Here is a 15,689-nt window from a genome sequence, read left to right on the forward strand (position 1 = left end):
GAGCACTGACTATTATCAAGCACATGAAGGCGTTAGCGAAGCGAATGATGTCGCGCACGACGCCCACCACCACCTCGCTGCCACGCAATATTTTGGCCACGCCCGTGGTGATCCCGCGTGATCGCCACAGTATCTCGCGTAAACAAATTCCTGAACACGCTCTCAAAGTGTTGTATCGCCTGCACAATGAAGGCTTTGATGCCTATCTGGTAGGTGGCTGTGTGCGTGATATGTTGCTCGGTATTACCCCCAAAGACTTTGACGTAGCGACCAATGCTAAGCCGGAACAGGTACGTAACTTATTCCGCAATTGTCGCTTGGTCGGTCGGCGCTTTCGCTTAGCGCATATTGTCTTTGGTCGCGAGGTGATTGAAGTGGCGACCTTCCGCGGTCACCACACCGATGAAGCCGATGAACATCACGACGACAAAAAGTCCAAGCGTAACGACCACGGCATGTTAGTGCGTGACAATGTTTACGGCAGCATTGACGAAGATGCGCAACGCCGCGACTTCACCGTAAACGCGCTGTATTACAATATTGCTGACTTTTCGATTGTTGATTTCGCCAACGGCGTTCGCGATATCGAAGCTGGGGTACTGCGCATGATCGGTGACCCTGTAGAGCGCTACCGCGAAGACCCAGTGCGCATGCTCCGCGCCGTGCGCTTTGCCACCAAGCTCAACATGCGCCTTGATGATAGCGTCAGCAAACCACTGAAAGAATGCGCACCTCTGTTGCAAAACATTCCGCCGGCACGGCTATTTGATGAAGTGTTGAAGCTGTTTGCCGCCGGCAAAGGTGTCGCTAACTTTGAAATGCTCAGTGACTATCAGTTGTTCCAGCAATTATTCCCGCTGCTGAAAAGCTATTTAAATGCGCCGGAACAACCGCCCTATCAAATGATTCAAAAAACCTTTGCCGATACCGATACCCGTATCCGCAATGATCAGCGCATTACCCCAGCCTACCTGTTTGCCGCACTGTTGTGGTGGCCATTACAGGCACGCATGGAGCAGTTGCAACAAGAAGGTGGCTTTAGCCCGATTGATGCGATGAATTTAGCCGCCGCGGACGTGATTGGCCGGCAAGTACAGCGTATTGCTATTCCGAAGCGCTTTACCATTCCAGCACGGGAAATTTGGCAGTTACAGCAACGCATGGAACGCGCCAAAGGCAAACGCCTACAAAGTATTCTGGGCCACCCGCGCTGCCGTGCTGCATTCGACTTCTTACTGTTACGGGCCGCCACTGCGCCAGCAGCTGAGCGTGCACAGTTACAACAGCAAGCCGAGTATTGGAACAAGCTGCAGCCGCAAATGATTCCGCAGCGTGACCACGATAGTGACAGCGATGCTGACGGTGACCGCACCAGCCCAGCGCCCCGCGGCCCGCAACCCGCACGCGCTGACGGTGAGCCAAAACGTCGCGGTCGCCGCGGTGGCCGGCGCCGCCGTAAACCCAGTGCTGCGGGCGAATGACGCGCATTTATCTCGGCCTCGGTGCGAATTTAGGTGACCCGCAAGCAACCTTGCGGGACGCCGTAAGCGCCCTTAAGCAACACCCTGAATTGCGCAACCTGCGCTGCTCTTCGTTTTACGGTAGTAAGCCAATGGGCCCGACCGATCAGCCGGATTACGTCAACGCCGTAGTAGCAGCTGATACGCTGCTGACACCCGCCGCTTTGCTACAACTGGCACATCGCATAGAACAGCAGTTTGGCCGCCAACGGCAGCGCCGCTGGGGTGAGCGAACCCTCGATATCGATATTCTCTTGTATGGCGATGACACCATTGCCGAGGCACAGCTACAGATCCCTCACCTTGGCCTGTGCCAGCGGGACTTTGTGCTGGTACCGCTGCTAGAACTTGAACCGACCTTATGCCTCCCCGATGGCCGCGCACTAGCGCAGATTTGGCAGCAACTACAGGCCGCTGCAGCGGGTCATGACCTGGTCAAAATTAGCTGATACAATCAAGCTCCGCGCATGTAAGGAGAGCCGCATGGCCGCTATAAGTATTGCCAGCCTAACCAAAATGAAAGCCGCCGGTGACAAGATCGTCTCGATCACCGCCTATGATGCGACCTTTGCGCGCTTATTTGCCAGCCTCGGCATGGATTTCATGTTGGTGGGTGACTCCCTCGGTAATGTCGTTCAGGGCCATGGCTCCACCATTCCGGTCAGCGTTGCTGATGTCGCCTATCATACCGCGGCAGTGCGCCGTGGTGCGCCCGAGGCATTTGTGGTGGCCGATATGCCGTTTATGAGCTACAGCAACCCACAGCAAGCCTACGATTCCGCCGCTGAACTCATGCGCTCCGGTGCCAATATGGTCAAACTAGAAGGCGGTGAATGGCTGGTCGAGACCATTCGTGGTTTGGTAGAGCGCGGTATTCCGGTCTGTGCCCACCTAGGTTTACTACCGCAATCGGTCAATGTATTGGGTGGCTATAAAGTACAAGGGCGCGAGCAATCAGCGGCTGATAATACCCTGCGCCAAGCACTGGCCCTGCAGCAAGCGGGTGCACAATTACTGGTGCTGGAATGTGTACCGGTTTCACTCGCCGCGCGTATCACCCAACAACTTAGTATTCCGACCATTGGTATTGGTGCTGGCCCTGACTGCGACGGACAAATTTTAGTGATGCACGATATGTTGGGCTTAAACAGCGATTATCTACCTAAGTTTGTGAAAAACTTTTTAGCCGATCATGGTTCACTTAGCGCTGCCGTGAGCGCCTATATCCATGCCGTAAAAGATGGCAGTTTTCCCGGTCCAGAACATAGTTTTAGTGGTTAGGATAGCGGTGTATGCAAGTACTAAAAAGTCTTGAAGAATTACGTGCATGGCGAAAACAACTAAAGGGTTCGTTAGCCTTTGTGCCGACCATGGGCAACCTGCATGAAGGCCATTTAAAACTGGTCGACCTAGGTCGCCAGCGCGCCGATGCGGTGATCGTCAGTATTTTTGTTAACCCGCTGCAATTTGGCGCCAACGAAGATCTTGATAGCTACCCACGTACCTTTGCCGCTGATTGCCAAGCTTTGGTTGAACGTGGTGCGGCTGCGGTATTTGCACCAACGGTAGCGGATATGTATCCGCGCGGCCTAGCCCAACAAAGCTATATTGAAGTACCCGATATCTCCGATATTTTATGCGGAGCGAGTCGCCCGGGACATTTCCGTGGCGTCGCCACCATCGTTGCCAAACTGTTTAATATGGTGCAACCCGATCTAGCCATATTTGGCGAAAAAGACTATCAGCAGCTGCAAGTCATTCGTCTGATGAGCAAAGATTTGAGTTTACCGGTGAAGGTGATCGGCATGCCCACTGAACGTGCCGCAGATGGTTTGGCGTTGAGCTCACGCAATGGTTATTTGACTGCTACTGAGCGCCAGCAAGCACCGCTGATTTATGCCACATTGCAAACTATCGCTGCGCAACTCAAGGCGGGTAGCGCCATTGAATCGGCGGTAGCCGAAGCAACAGAGCGGTTACAACAAGGTGGTTTTCGGATTGACTACCTGAGTGTGCGGCGGCGCAATGATATGGCTGAAGCGAGCAGCAACGACAACGAGTTAGTCATTGTTGTTGCCGCTTATTTAGGTAAAACCCGGCTGATCGATAACCTACAGGTCACGCGTTAGTCACGTACCAGGCCTAATTCACGTAACTCGGTATAGAGTGCCGAGCGCAGGCTCATGGCTTGGGCCGCAATCTGCCGCTGTTCAGCTAAGATCTCTTGCAACATCTCTGCGGTGGTTAATGGGTTGGCTAATACCACCCGAAACACCACGGTGGGTTCACGATGGTATTGCGCTGGGGTAATTTTGGTCCGTGATACAAACGAGGTGCCGGTTTCGCGTTGGCGCTTTTGGATAAACCGGGTTAAGGCGTTCAAATGCGGCATAATGCGTTTGATTTGCTCGGCATTGGCGCGGCCAATCACCTGCTTCACTTTGGCCGGAATAAAGCGATAGGTCAGCAAGCACAATTGCGGCTCGCTGATCACCTCAAAGTCATCCTGCTCAGCAATCAGCCTAGCGAACAGTTTAGCCTTTTCAATACTCTGATCAATCAGCAATTCAAAGCCTTGGCGGCCCATCACCTGCAGCGCTGAATAGACCATCATGGCCATGCCCGGCCGTGAGCCTTCCATAGTGTGCGCACCAAGATCTTTCGAACCATGGCGAATGACATATTCGGCGTGATGCTCAATAGCGCGCACCATACTCGGGTCGCGGAAAAGCACCATACCTGCCCCCATGGGCACATACATTTGTTTGTGGGCATCAATAGTCACACTATCAGCACGCTCGATACCGGCTAACAAATGGCGATGATTATTCGACATTAAGGTGGCACCACCCCACGCTGCATCAACGTGAAAGTGAGCGCCTACGTCACTGGCAACATCGGCCAACTCAATGAGTGGGTCAATGTGACCCGTTTCAGTGGTACCCGCCACACCAATAATCGCCAGTACCTTACCGCCATCGGCAGCCACTTGGGCACAGGCTTCACGCAGCTTATCGACGCGGATACGATTATTCTCGTCAGTGGCCACGGCGATTAAATTACGTCGCCCAATACCGAGCACATCGGCAGCTTTACCGAGTGAGTAATGGCCGCGTTCTGACACCATAATAGTTAAGCGCTTATAACCATAGTGCGCCAGCCCAGCGGCTAAACCCTCGGCACTGATACCAGCAAACTCACCCTCAGGTTTCAGTAATAAGTTGCGCGCCACCCACAACGCGGTGATGTTAGCAATGGTACCGCCTGAACACATGGCTCCGAGTGAGTGTTGGGCGCTATGCATCCAGCGCTGATAGAACTTACTATCACGCTGATAGACCAAATGGTGCAACATACCGAGCACATTGCGCTCAAGTGGGGTAAAGGCTTTGGAGGTTTCTATTTTGACCAGATTTTGATTGAGGCCAACCATCAATTTCGCTAGTGGCAGCAAAAAGTAGGGCAACGCCGAGGTCATGTGGCCAATAAAGCGTGGCGACGCGGTATGCACCGAATGCGCCACCAAATTATTCAATAAGAACTCGGTATGGTCCGATACATAACGTGGTAATTCAGGAATTTCGCTGGCGTTGAATACCTGTTCAATTTCATGCAAGGGCTTTTCACGCGCAACAATGCGCTCACCGAGAAAACCCATGAGATTTTCAGAGAGATGCTTTTCGATCTTGCCGAGGGTCGAATCAGGCGCCTCGGGAATGGTGAAGATCTTCAGTAACGCTTCTTGACTGACTTCAGCGAAAATATCGTTGGCCAAGCGCAATTCCTTGTTTAAAAGCTAAAACGGGCAACTATTCTGCCTCTATTGCAGAAAAATAGCGACCATCTTCGGGTAACTGGGCACGTAATTCCCACAGTTGTTGCCGACTGCGCTGATATTTACGTTCAAACGGCGTAATCGGTTGATGCTGATGCAGCAATGGGCTCAGGGTTGCGGCGCAATTGACCAACGCCAGACTACTCGCCACCTCGGTCAGATACATCACCCAATTGGAGCGCATCACTAATTCGCCACCGAGGCCAATCACATAGGGCCACACCGGGCTGCCATGCCAACGGCGACTAAAATGCGCCGACTTCGGCCACGGGTTCGGATACAAAATATAATGCTGCTTGGGCTGCCAATGCGCTGCCACGGCTAAGCGCCAAAAATCCATCAAATCAGCCCGCACCAGCAGATAACGGTGACCTGCCTCGGCGGCCTGATAATGTGCGTGGCGGGCTAAGCGGTGGGCTGATTTATCCACCCCAATGACCAAGGCATCCGGGTTTTCGCGCGCTAACCACGCGGTACTCTCACCCACGCCACAACACGAATCGAGGATCAGCGGGCCATCCCAATCAGCCAGCAACTGCTGAGCCTGATTAAAGGCTTCACGGTTATGGGCTTGAATGGGCTTTTGAAAGGGCGCACGCAAATGGCGCATCACCACTTTCACCAAATCATCATGGTTGCCGTGCTGATTGGTGGTAACCGGACGTGACTCATCGATCACGAACGGATACCTACGCCACGTTGTAAGAGTTGATAAGCGATGACGAAAAACGCTAGGTTAAACAACACAATCACACCCATGGCTACACCCACATGCACATCAGAAATGCCCAAGAAGCCATAACGGAAGGCATTGACCATATAGACAATTGGGTTGGCTTGGGCAATGGTCTGCCAAATGCCAGGCAGTAAGTTAATGCTAAAAAATACCCCGCCCAAATAGGTCAACGGCGTTAGCACAAAGGTCGGCACAATCGAAATGTCGTCAAAGGTTTTGGCGTACACCGCGTTGATCAGGCCCGCTAGTGAAAATAGTGTTGAGGTCAAAATCACGGTCAGTACCAAAATGACACCATGATGCAACTGCACGTTATCCACGAACAGAAAGCTTACCAGCGTGACAATCACCGCCACCACCAGCGCTCTGGCTACACCACCACCAACATAACCGGCAATAATGACGGCGGTAGATACTGGTGCTACCAGCATTTCTTCAATGTTGCGCTGAAATTTAGCGCTAAAAAATGACGATGCCACGTTGGAATAGGAGTTGGTGATGACTGACATCATAATCAGCCCCGGCACAATAAACTCCATGTACGGGCGGCCACCCATTTCACCAATGCGGGAACCGACAATACTGCCAAAAATAATGAAATACAGCGTCATGGTAATTGCTGGTGGCACCAGCGTTTGCACCCAAATACGCAAGAACCGCGTACACTCTTTGATCCAGATAGTTTTCAAGGCAATGCTATTGAACCCAGACATTACTTCGCTCCTGCTTTGCTGCCGCTCTGACGGCCTTGCTCAACTAAATTGACAAACAATTCTTCGAGGCGGTTAGCTTTGTTGCGCATCGATAGTACTTGGATGTTTTGTTCACTCAGTTGCGCGAACACGCTGTTAAGCCCTTTGCTCTTTTGTACGTCGACTTCCAGGGTATGGTCATCAACCTGGCGCCATTGGAAGTCCTGCAAGGTCACTGTGCCGCTGACACTGTTCGGGTCGAGATCAAGCACAAAGGTTTCCATATTTAAGGTGGCTAACAAGCGCTTAATCGAGGTGTTCTCAATAATACTGCCGCCATCGATAATGGCGATATTGCGACACAAGCTCTCGGCCTCTTCCAAATAGTGGGTGGTCAAAATAATGGTAATACCCTGCTTATTGATTTGCTCTAGGTAGTCCCACATGCTGCGGCGCAGTTCAATATCGACACCCGCAGTCGGTTCATCGAGGATCAGCAATTTCGGCTCGTGCAATAGCGCGCGGGCAATCATCAAGCGGCGCTTCATACCACCTGACAATGTGCGAGCGGGGCTGTTACGTTTTTCCCACAAGCCCAGCTGGGTCAGGTATTGCTGCGAGCGCTGCTTAGCAACATCGCGTGGCACACCGTAATAGCCGGCTTGGTTGACGACAATTTGTTGCACCGTCTCAAACTGGTTGAAATTGAATTCTTGCGGTACTAACCCAATTTGGCGTTTCAAATCGACCAACTGGGTGTCTAGGTCATAGCCAAACACGCTGACGGTGCCGGCGGTTTTGTTCACTAAGCTGGAGATGACGCCAATGGTGGTCGATTTACCGGCACCATTGGGGCCCAACAAGGCAAAGAAATCGCCTTGATTGACATCCAAATCAATGCCTTTAAGGGCTTCTACGCCACCTTTATAGACTTTACGTAAGCCACGAATTGATAATGCTTTCATCGGTTATGACGACTCCTGTCCGTAACCCCATTGCGGTTGAATGGTTTGCTTTAGGCCGAGATGGTCTAATATGCGAGCCACCACAAAATCGATCAGGTCGTCGATAGTTTGTGGCTGATGATAAAAACCCGGTGCGGCTGGCATGATGGTCACGCCAAGACGCGCTAATTTTAGCATATTTTCTAAGTGAATCGCTGACAGCGGCATTTCACGCGGCAGTAAAATCAGCTGGCCACGCTCCTTGATCACCACATCGGCAGCGCGTTCAATCAGGTTATCGCTGGCACCGTTGGCAATGGCTGACAGCGTACCTGTTGAACATGGGCACACCACCATTTTTTTCGGCGCCGCAGAACCCGAAGCGACCGGGGCAAACCACTGCTCTTTGCCATACACTTGCAACTGTTCCGCGCTGACCTGAAAACGCTCCTGTAAAGCTAACGCAGTGGCCTGTGGGCTGGCCGGCAATTGCCAATTCAGCTCAGTGGCAAACACCACCCGGGCGGCACTGGATAACAACACATGCACCTGTTGTTGCTGAGCCAATAAACATTCCAATAAGCGCACCGCATAGGGCGCACCAGAAGCGCCGGTAATGGCTAAGGTAATGGCTGAATTCATGACGAAGACTCCGTGGTGGCTGACAGCTGCTGTAGCAAGCGGTTGTGAATGTTGTCAAAGCCACCGTTACTCATAATCAGTACGTGATCCTGTGGCTGCAGCTGCGCGGCTAAGTGGGCTAAAATATCGCTGACCGACTGAAACACCTGCGCTTGCGGCAGATAATCAGCCGCCGACCAAGTTAAACCCTGCGGCTGTAACATCAGCACCTGATCGGCGGCAGCAAGGGCGCTGGCAAGTTGATCCGCATGCACACCAAGCTTCATGGTATTTGAACGTGGCTCTAGTACCGCCCAAATTCGCTGTTGGCCAACCTTGGCGCGCAAACCAGCAAGTGTGGTGGCAATAGCTGTTGGGTGGTGAGCAAAGTCGTCATACACCCGTATCTGCCCCACCTCGCCGCGCAATTCCATACGCCGACGCGTATTTTTAAAATGCCCGAGCGCCTCACAACTGGTGGCAATGGACACCCCGACATGATGCGCTGCGGCAATCGCCATCAGCGCGTTATCGACGTTATGCTCACCAATCAACGACCAATTCACCTCGCCACTGCGTTGCCGTTGATGATACACCGTAAAGGCTGAGCCTGCTTGATCGAGCAGCTGTGCTTCCCATTCGGTATCACCACCTACCGCCACATGTTCACTCCAACAACCCTGTTGTAGTACTTGATTGAGAGCCTGATCATAGGCTGGACTGAAGACCCTGCCATGCTTAGGTACCACACGCATTAAATGATGGAATTGCCGCTGAATCGCTGCAAGATCGCTGAAAATGTCAGCATGATCGAACTCAAGATTATTGAGGATCAGGGTTGTTGGGCAATAGTGTACGAATTTGGAACGCTTATCGAAGAATGCCGTATCGTATTCGTCCGCTTCGATGACAAAAAAGTCGCTGTCGGTCAATCGCGCTGATTCGGCAAAGTTAGCCAGCACGCCACCCACCAAAAAGCTCGGCCGCAGCCCCGCGTAGTCAATGATCCAGGTCAACATACTCGCGGTGGTGGTTTTGCCATGGGTACCGGCTACCGCCAGCACCCATTTATGCTGCAGTACCGCATCATGCAGCCATTGCGCCCCTGAGGTGTACGGAATACGCTGACTTAACACCGCTTCAACGGCTGGGTTACCGCGGCTCATGGCATTACCAATGATCACCAAGTCGGGACGCGGTTCCAGCTGCTGCGGGTCATAGCCCTCAATCAGGGTAATGCCGAGTTGCCGCAGCTGATCGCTCATGGGCGGATAGACCTGGGCATCGCTGCCAGTGACATGATGCCCTAGCGCCTTTGCAATGGCGGCAATACCGCCCATAAAGGTGCCACAAATACCAAGAATATGAATATGCATGAATTGGTTGTTCCCAAAGCCGCTGATCGAGCAATGGCTTAGTGTAGCATGCTGATCAATTTGGATGCGATGTGGTGCGGGTAATTTGGCTAAAAATGCGTTAAACTTAGCGGCGTTTTATTAGCCCCTATCCGCAACACCAGCAATCGTGCGAGGAATTCATGCAACGCCTTATTCCGACTCTGCGCAAAGACAATGTCGACGCCGCTCTGATCTCGGTTCTGCACTCACTACAAATCTGTGCAAAAGAAATCGCTTACCGCCTCAGTCAAGGCGAAATGGCCGGCGTGCTCGGTTCCACTCTAGACGAGAATATTCAGGGCGAAACACAGAAGAAATTGGATGTACTTGCCAACCAATTGCTGAAAGACATTTTGCTCGAAAGCGATTTTGTCCGCGCCGTCGCCTCGGAAGAAGAAGATGGTATCGTCAATGGCAACCTACAGGGTAAGTATCTGGTGGCTTTTGATCCACTCGATGGTAGCTCGAATATTGATATCAATAGCGTGGTAGGCACGATTTTCTCGGTATTGCCGGTACCTGCCAACGCCAGCGGTGAAGCCGATATGTTCTTACAGCCGGGCAATCATCAAGTCGCCGCCGGTTATGTGCTGTACGGGCCATCCACCATGTTAGTGCTGACCACCGGCCATGGCGTGCGGATGTTTACCTTGGACCAAACCGTTGGCGAGTTTTTGCTGACCGACGACCAAGTGACCATTGAACCAAGCACCCGTGAGTTTGCCATCAACATGTCGAATTATCGGCATTGGCAAGATGGCATGCGTCGCTACGTCGATGATCTATTGCAAGGTGTCGAGGGGCCGCGGGGCAAAAACTTCAATATGCGTTGGGTCGCCGCTATGGTTGCCGATGTGCATCGGGTATTATGCCGCGGCGGGCTGTTTGCCTATCCATGGGATGGTCGCTCAGCTGATAAACCGTACAAACTGCGCTTGATGTACGAAGGGAATCCAATGGCATGGCTGGTGGAACAAGCCGGCGGCTTAGCCTATACAGAAAGCCAACGAATAATGACTATTCAGCCCACCGATATCCATCAGCGCATCAGCGTTATTCTGGGCTCAGCGGACGAAGTGAAGAGCTGCTTAAACTACCTAGAATCTTCGCAAAAGTAACGTAAACGAGTATACTAGCGGGCAGATTTTTGACCTTTAAACAGGAATTGTTATGAGCTTAAAAGACGTAAGTGCCGGGAACAAGCTTCCTGACGAAGTAAACGTGATCATTGAGATCCCAGCCAATGCTGACCCGATCAAATATGAAGTCGACAAAGATACTGGCGCCCTATGGGTTGACCGTTTTATGTCAACGCCAATGTTCTATCCGTGCAACTACGGCTACGTCAACGATACCCTGTCACTCGACGGCGATCCAGTTGACGTGCTAGTGCCTACGCCGTACCCGTTGCAAGCTGGCTCAGTCATTACCTGTCGTCCAGTGGGCGTATTGCTGATGACTGATGAAAAAGGTGAAGACGCCAAAGTCATCGCTGTGCCAATCAGCAAATTGACCAAAGAATACGATCACATTCAAAACGTCAACGACTTACCAGAATTGCTTAAAGCGCAAATTACCCATTTCTTCGAGCGCTACAAAGAGCTGGAGAAAGGCAAATGGGTGAAAGTAGAAGGCTGGGGCGATATCGCTGCTGCAAAGCACGAAATCCAGTCATCATTCGACCGCGCTCAGGGTAAATAACTCTGATGAGCGCCTGTATCACTCTGGAGCATGTACGTTTCAGGTGGCCGGGCGCTCAACATCACACCTTGGACATTCCGCAGCTCAGCATTCAGCGTGGTGAGCAAGTACTGTTGCGTGGCCCGAGTGGTTGCGGCAAATCGACCTTGTTGAGTTTAATTGCGGGTATTCATTGCCCAACTGAAGGTCAGCTACAGGTGCTAAATCAGCCACTTACTGCGCTCAATCAGCGTCAACGTGACCGTCTACGCGCCAACGAGATAGGTTATATTTTTCAGCAGTTTAATCTACTTCCTTATCTATCCGCCGTGGCTAACGTAGCACTGGCCTGCCAGTTTGCTCCAGCCCGTCGGCAACGGCTGCAACAACAGGGTCTTTCAGTCGACCAAGCGAGTGCGGCGCTGTTAACGCGATTAGGCCTGAGCACTGCCGAACAGCAACTGCATGCGCAGCAACTCAGTGTCGGCCAACAACAACGTGTTGCCGCTGCTCGGGCATTACTGGGCGCACCAGCATTAATTATTGCCGACGAACCAACCTCAGCACTTGATCAGGCTCATCGTGATGCCTTTATTGAGGTTCTGTTCGAACAATGTGCAGCGCAGCAATCAACATTATTGTTTGTCACCCACGATGCCACGCTCGCCAAACATTTTGCGCGAGTGATCGAATTTACCGCGATCAACGCCGTGCAGCGCGAGGCCAAGCATGTTTAAACTGGCCTGTGCGAGCTTATGGAATCGTCGCGTTAGTGCCTGGTTAACGGTACTGGCGATCGCCGTCAGTAGCTTATTGCTGCTAGGCGTGGAGCGGCTTAAAACACAAACGCAAAACAATTTCGCGAATACTATTTCAGCCACCGACTTGATTGTTGGTGGGCGCACTGGCTCTACTCAATTATTGTTGAGCAGCGTGTTCCATATCGGTAATTTAACCAGCACCATCAGCTGGGATAGCTACCAACATTTGAAATCCCTGCCCGGTGTTGCTTGGTCTATCCCCTTAGCCATGGGCGATAGCGTACGCGGTTTCCCGGTGGTAGCTACCACGGGCGACTACTTTGAGTTCTTCCGCTATGGCCAGCAGCAACCACTAAGTTTTGCTGATGGCGCGATGTTTGCCAATGAACAGCAGCTAGTGGTCGGCGCTGAGGTCGCTGTACAATTAGGCTTGCGTGTAGGTGACCCGGTCACGGTTGCCCATGGTTCGGGCGGTCCCAGTTTTAGCCAGCATGATGATCATCCATTTGTGGTCAGTGGCATTTTACAACGCACCGGTACGCCGGTGGACCAAGCGCTCTATATTGCCTTAGAAGGGCTGGGCTTGGTGCATGGTGAATATATCCCCGCAAGCGTTGAAAGCGGCGACCATGGGCATAATCACCATGATCATAATCATGATGATGAGCATGCAGAGCCACCGGTTTACACCCTCAGTGCGGTGCTGCTCGGCTTGCAAAGTAAACCACTGGCACTGCGGTTGCAGCGTGACATCAATACTTACCGCGCCGAACCTATGACCGCAATCATCCCCGGCGTAGCGCTGCAAGAGTTCTGGCGCACTATGCAGGTATTTGAGCGGGCTCTCTTTAGTATCTCTGTGTTGGTGGTTATTACCGGCCTGATTGGCATGCTCACCACATTGTTAGCCAGTCTGCGTGAGCGGCGCCGCGAAATGGCCATTTTGCGTGCTATTGGCGCGGGTCCAGTGCAGATTTTTAGTTTGCTGGTCAGTGAAGCGTTAGTTCTCACCAGTGCCGGTTTAGTGCTCGCGGTGGCTGGATTATTTGGCGTGATTGGCCTGGGGGGCGAACTGTTACAGCAGTGGTTTGGTCTCAGCTTATCCGCAACTGGTCTTACTGCGGCAGAATGGCGGCTAATAGCTGCTATTCTAGTAGCTGCTCTGTTTCTTAGCTTAGTGCCTGCGTGGCGCGCCTATCGGCTCGCGCTGGCCGACGGATTATCGGTAAAATTATGATGTATTTGAAGTCCTTAATTCTGACTGCCCTGCTGGTTTTGAGCACTGGCGTAGCGGTAGCTGATGCCAACGATTATGTTGAAACGCAATGGAAGGAACTGGTGCCTGAAGGCTATAAACCACCACCGGTGCGCAGCCAGGCGTTCTATGAGAATAACCCTGATTTAGCCATGCAACCTGAGCTCGATGCACCTATGGTGGCGAGTCTCGATGGCAAGCGCATTAAAATTCCCGGCTATGTGGTGCAACTCGAGGGCGATGCTGAAAAGGTCACCGAATTTCTACTAGTTCCTTACTTTGGCGCCTGTATTCACGTACCACCACCGCCGCCTAATCAAATTATCTTAGTGCGCTTTCCGCAAGGGGTGCCCTATGAGCATACCTTCGATGCGGTATGGGTAGAGGGCACTATCAAGGTAGAACGTGCAGAAGGACAGGTGGCGGTAGTCGGCTACCAACTGGAAGCCGTTACCGTCACCCCATATTACTAGAAGTGAATTTCTAACCCCAAATACGGGCCTTTGAAGCGCAAATCAGAATAAATACCATCTAAGTCATCGAGCTCGATGGTGACTGAGCGATAGCCGAGCTGTAAATTGATATCTACGGCAAGGTTTTCCACCAGTCGATATTCAAGGCCCGCTTCCATGTCACGAATGCTATTGTCATCAATGCTGACCGCATTGGCTAATGCATAGATGGTAAAATCTGTGGCTGGAATACCGAAACGACCATGCGCATACAGCGTGGGTACCCAACCATCTCCAGCTAGCTCAGCACTTTGATTGACATCGCGCACGGCTAATAAGCCTTCGACACGCTTGGCAGTAACGCCCAAATCCAATGCGGTTAGATCATTATCAAGGATTTCATAATACAAGGTGAAATCGGTATGCGTGAGGTCAATAAGTGTTTGCACCGAACTACCGGCGCTCCAGCTTTGGTTGGCAAAGCTAAAGTCACTGGCCAAGGTTGTCATACCATTGGCTTCAAGCTGATTGTGACGTACTTTGATATTCGGAATCAGCGGGATTGGATGCTCCACTGAGATATAGAGACTAGATTGCTGATCGCTAGAGAAATCGAATTTTCGTAAATTATTGCTATCAGCAAAGCTACCACTGGTGTCGGTGTGCCAATATTGTCCACCGGCATAAACACCAAAAACGGTATCAGCGCTGGCGGCAAAAGGCAGTATAGCGGATGTCATCAGTAACGCTGTTAGAGTCTTTTTCATAGCCTATTACCTTATTGAATGGGTCGTACTTCACCGATAATGGTCTTGGTGTCGCCATTATCGAAATTGAGGGTGAATTCAATCTGGTCACCGACCACTAATGGAGCGACTAGGCCAAACATCATCAAATGATAGCTGCCTGGCTTGAGCTCAACGGTAGCATCTGGCGCAACTTCAAGGGCTAGTACACGGCGCATGCGCAACATACCATCACGCATGACGTGTTCATGAACCTCTACCGCGCGCGCGGCGCTCGTTGTTGCACCCACTAAGCGAATCACTTCGGCCTGTTGATTGGTCATGGTGAAATAAGCGGCGCCATTTTCAGCGCCAGGAATGGTTTCACGTAACCAAACATTACTAATATCTACGTCAACGGCATGAGCTAGATTAGCAAACAATAAGGTAGCCAACCCAACGGCTATGGTAAAACGCATGTAAACATCCTCATGGCACACTGTTCAGGTGCCATCAGTTTACACTGCCTGTGGACGCTTACGCACCATTAAATACACAATCAAGCCAAGAATTATAAACGGCCATAATGTACCTAATGCGGCAATAGCTACGGCAAAAAGCGCCACACCAGTAGCAAGAGCGACACTACCACCAACCACAACCACTAAGGCAAAAGCCGCAGCGGCAACCGCAAACAACACGATGCCAGTGATACCAATGGCTAGAATAGTGCCAAGAATTGAGCCTAAGATAGCGAAAATCACGTCGCCAAATAGCACCAACGCCAGCACGATACCAACCACCCACCAGATTGTATTTTTTGATTCTTTTGTCATGATAAAACTCCAGTTAGTTGCTTTATCTAGATATATACAAGAACCGTGCCAACTATTAACGTACTGTTTTTATTGGTTTTATATGGCCGAATCGAATAAGCGGCGATGGTGAAAACTACTAATTAATAGCGCTTTTTGCATCAAAACATTTTTGCCTGAGAAAAGAAGAGCACCAAAGAAAAAGCCCCAGCGGTTAGGCTGGGGCTTGTTCGGAATAGGTGCCTGGCGATGTCCT

18 protein-coding genes are annotated in these 15,689 nt (G+C 51.6%); 9 read left to right on the forward strand and 9 right to left on the reverse strand.

The window, feature by feature from the left end; all coding sequences use genetic code 11:
• Positions 1–47: 47 nt before the first annotated feature.
• From pcnB to panC, 4 genes are read left to right on the forward strand one after another with little or no spacing between them, the layout of a single operon-like run.
• Complete coding sequence (gene pcnB, locus EFO84_RS02850; protein ID WP_127346583.1) at positions 48–1,481, forward strand: polynucleotide adenylyltransferase PcnB; 1,434 nt, start codon at positions 48–50, stop codon at positions 1,479–1,481.
• Positions 1,478–1,969, forward strand: coding sequence for a 2-amino-4-hydroxy-6-hydroxymethyldihydropteridine diphosphokinase (gene folK, locus EFO84_RS02855; RefSeq protein WP_127346558.1), 492 nt, complete (start codon positions 1,478–1,480; stop codon positions 1,967–1,969). Before pcnB ends, folK begins: the two co-directional genes overlap by 4 nt.
• A gap of 34 nt (positions 1,970–2,003) precedes the next feature.
• The gene (gene panB, locus EFO84_RS02860) at positions 2,004–2,801 is read left to right on the forward strand and encodes a 3-methyl-2-oxobutanoate hydroxymethyltransferase (protein ID WP_127346559.1); all 798 of its coding nucleotides are present in this window, start codon (positions 2,004–2,006) and stop codon (positions 2,799–2,801) included.
• An 11-nt stretch (positions 2,802–2,812) separates the two neighbouring features.
• Complete coding sequence (gene panC, locus EFO84_RS02865) at positions 2,813–3,649, forward strand: pantoate--beta-alanine ligase (protein WP_127346560.1); 837 nt, start codon at positions 2,813–2,815, stop codon at positions 3,647–3,649.
• Here the strand turns inward: panC and panP are convergent.
• From panP to mpl, 6 genes are read right to left on the reverse strand one after another with little or no spacing between them, the layout of a single operon-like run.
• Positions 3,646–5,295 (reverse strand): pyridoxal-dependent aspartate 1-decarboxylase PanP, encoded by a 1,650-nt coding sequence (gene panP / locus EFO84_RS02870; protein ID WP_127346561.1) that lies wholly within the window; start codon positions 5,293–5,295, stop codon positions 3,646–3,648. The two genes, panC and panP, sit on opposite strands and share 4 nt — an antisense overlap.
• Positions 5,296–5,329: 34 nt before the next feature.
• Positions 5,330–6,031: a tRNA (guanine(46)-N(7))-methyltransferase TrmB gene (gene trmB / locus EFO84_RS02875; protein ID WP_127346584.1), complete on the reverse strand. Its 702-nt coding sequence runs from the start codon at positions 6,029–6,031 to the stop codon at positions 5,330–5,332.
• The gene (locus EFO84_RS02880) at positions 6,031–6,804 is read right to left on the reverse strand and encodes an ABC transporter permease (protein ID WP_127346562.1); all 774 of its coding nucleotides are present in this window, start codon (positions 6,802–6,804) and stop codon (positions 6,031–6,033) included. The genes trmB and EFO84_RS02880 overlap by 1 nt, the downstream gene beginning before the upstream one ends.
• Positions 6,804–7,748, reverse strand: coding sequence for an ABC transporter ATP-binding protein (locus tag EFO84_RS02885; protein ID WP_127346563.1), 945 nt, complete (start codon positions 7,746–7,748; stop codon positions 6,804–6,806). The genes EFO84_RS02880 and EFO84_RS02885 overlap by 1 nt, the downstream gene beginning before the upstream one ends.
• A 3-nt stretch (positions 7,749–7,751) precedes the next feature.
• Positions 7,752–8,369, reverse strand: a complete 618-nt coding sequence (locus EFO84_RS02890; RefSeq protein WP_127346564.1) for a flavin prenyltransferase UbiX — start codon at positions 8,367–8,369, stop codon at positions 7,752–7,754.
• The gene (gene mpl / locus EFO84_RS02895; RefSeq protein ID WP_127346565.1) at positions 8,366–9,724 is read right to left on the reverse strand and encodes a UDP-N-acetylmuramate:L-alanyl-gamma-D-glutamyl-meso-diaminopimelate ligase; all 1,359 of its coding nucleotides are present in this window, start codon (positions 9,722–9,724) and stop codon (positions 8,366–8,368) included. The genes EFO84_RS02890 and mpl overlap by 4 nt, the downstream gene beginning before the upstream one ends.
• 161 nt (positions 9,725–9,885) lie before the next feature.
• On the opposite strand from mpl, the gene EFO84_RS02900 reads away from it, so the two are divergent.
• The 5 genes from EFO84_RS02900 to EFO84_RS02920 are packed head-to-tail and all read left to right on the forward strand — an operon-like array spanning position 9,886 to position 13,914.
• Positions 9,886–10,863, forward strand: coding sequence for a class 1 fructose-bisphosphatase (locus tag EFO84_RS02900; protein WP_127346566.1), 978 nt, complete (start codon positions 9,886–9,888; stop codon positions 10,861–10,863).
• Positions 10,864–10,915: 52 nt separating this feature from the next.
• Positions 10,916–11,446, forward strand: coding sequence for an inorganic diphosphatase (gene ppa / locus EFO84_RS02905; protein WP_127346567.1), 531 nt, complete (start codon positions 10,916–10,918; stop codon positions 11,444–11,446).
• Between the two features lie 5 nt (positions 11,447–11,451).
• Positions 11,452–12,162 (forward strand): ABC transporter ATP-binding protein, encoded by a 711-nt coding sequence (locus tag EFO84_RS02910; protein ID WP_127346568.1) that lies wholly within the window; start codon positions 11,452–11,454, stop codon positions 12,160–12,162.
• Positions 12,155–13,423, forward strand: a complete 1,269-nt coding sequence (locus EFO84_RS02915) for an ABC transporter permease (protein ID WP_127346569.1) — start codon at positions 12,155–12,157, stop codon at positions 13,421–13,423. Before EFO84_RS02910 ends, EFO84_RS02915 begins: the two co-directional genes overlap by 8 nt.
• Complete coding sequence (locus EFO84_RS02920) at positions 13,420–13,914, forward strand: DUF3299 domain-containing protein (RefSeq protein ID WP_127346570.1); 495 nt, start codon at positions 13,420–13,422, stop codon at positions 13,912–13,914. The genes EFO84_RS02915 and EFO84_RS02920 overlap by 4 nt, the downstream gene beginning before the upstream one ends.
• On the opposite strand, the gene EFO84_RS02925 is transcribed toward EFO84_RS02920, so the two are convergent.
• Genes EFO84_RS02925 through EFO84_RS02935 form a run of 3 tightly spaced genes read right to left on the reverse strand, consistent with a single transcriptional unit; the run spans position 13,911 to position 15,454 of the window.
• Positions 13,911–14,660 (reverse strand): TIGR04219 family outer membrane beta-barrel protein, encoded by a 750-nt coding sequence (locus tag EFO84_RS02925; RefSeq protein ID WP_127346571.1) that lies wholly within the window; start codon positions 14,658–14,660, stop codon positions 13,911–13,913. The two genes, EFO84_RS02920 and EFO84_RS02925, sit on opposite strands and share 4 nt — an antisense overlap.
• Before the next feature lie 11 nt (positions 14,661–14,671).
• Complete coding sequence (locus EFO84_RS02930) at positions 14,672–15,097, reverse strand: copper chaperone PCu(A)C (protein ID WP_127346572.1); 426 nt, start codon at positions 15,095–15,097, stop codon at positions 14,672–14,674.
• Between the two features lie 39 nt (positions 15,098–15,136).
• On the reverse strand, positions 15,137–15,454 hold the full coding sequence (locus EFO84_RS02935) for a hypothetical protein (protein WP_127346573.1): 318 nt from the start codon (positions 15,452–15,454) through the stop codon (positions 15,137–15,139).
• Positions 15,455–15,689 lie beyond the last annotated feature (235 nt).

It is taken from the genome of Pseudidiomarina mangrovi, assembly GCF_003999375.1.
GTDB classification, from domain to species: Bacteria; Pseudomonadota; Gammaproteobacteria; order Enterobacterales; family Alteromonadaceae; genus Pseudidiomarina; species Pseudidiomarina mangrovi.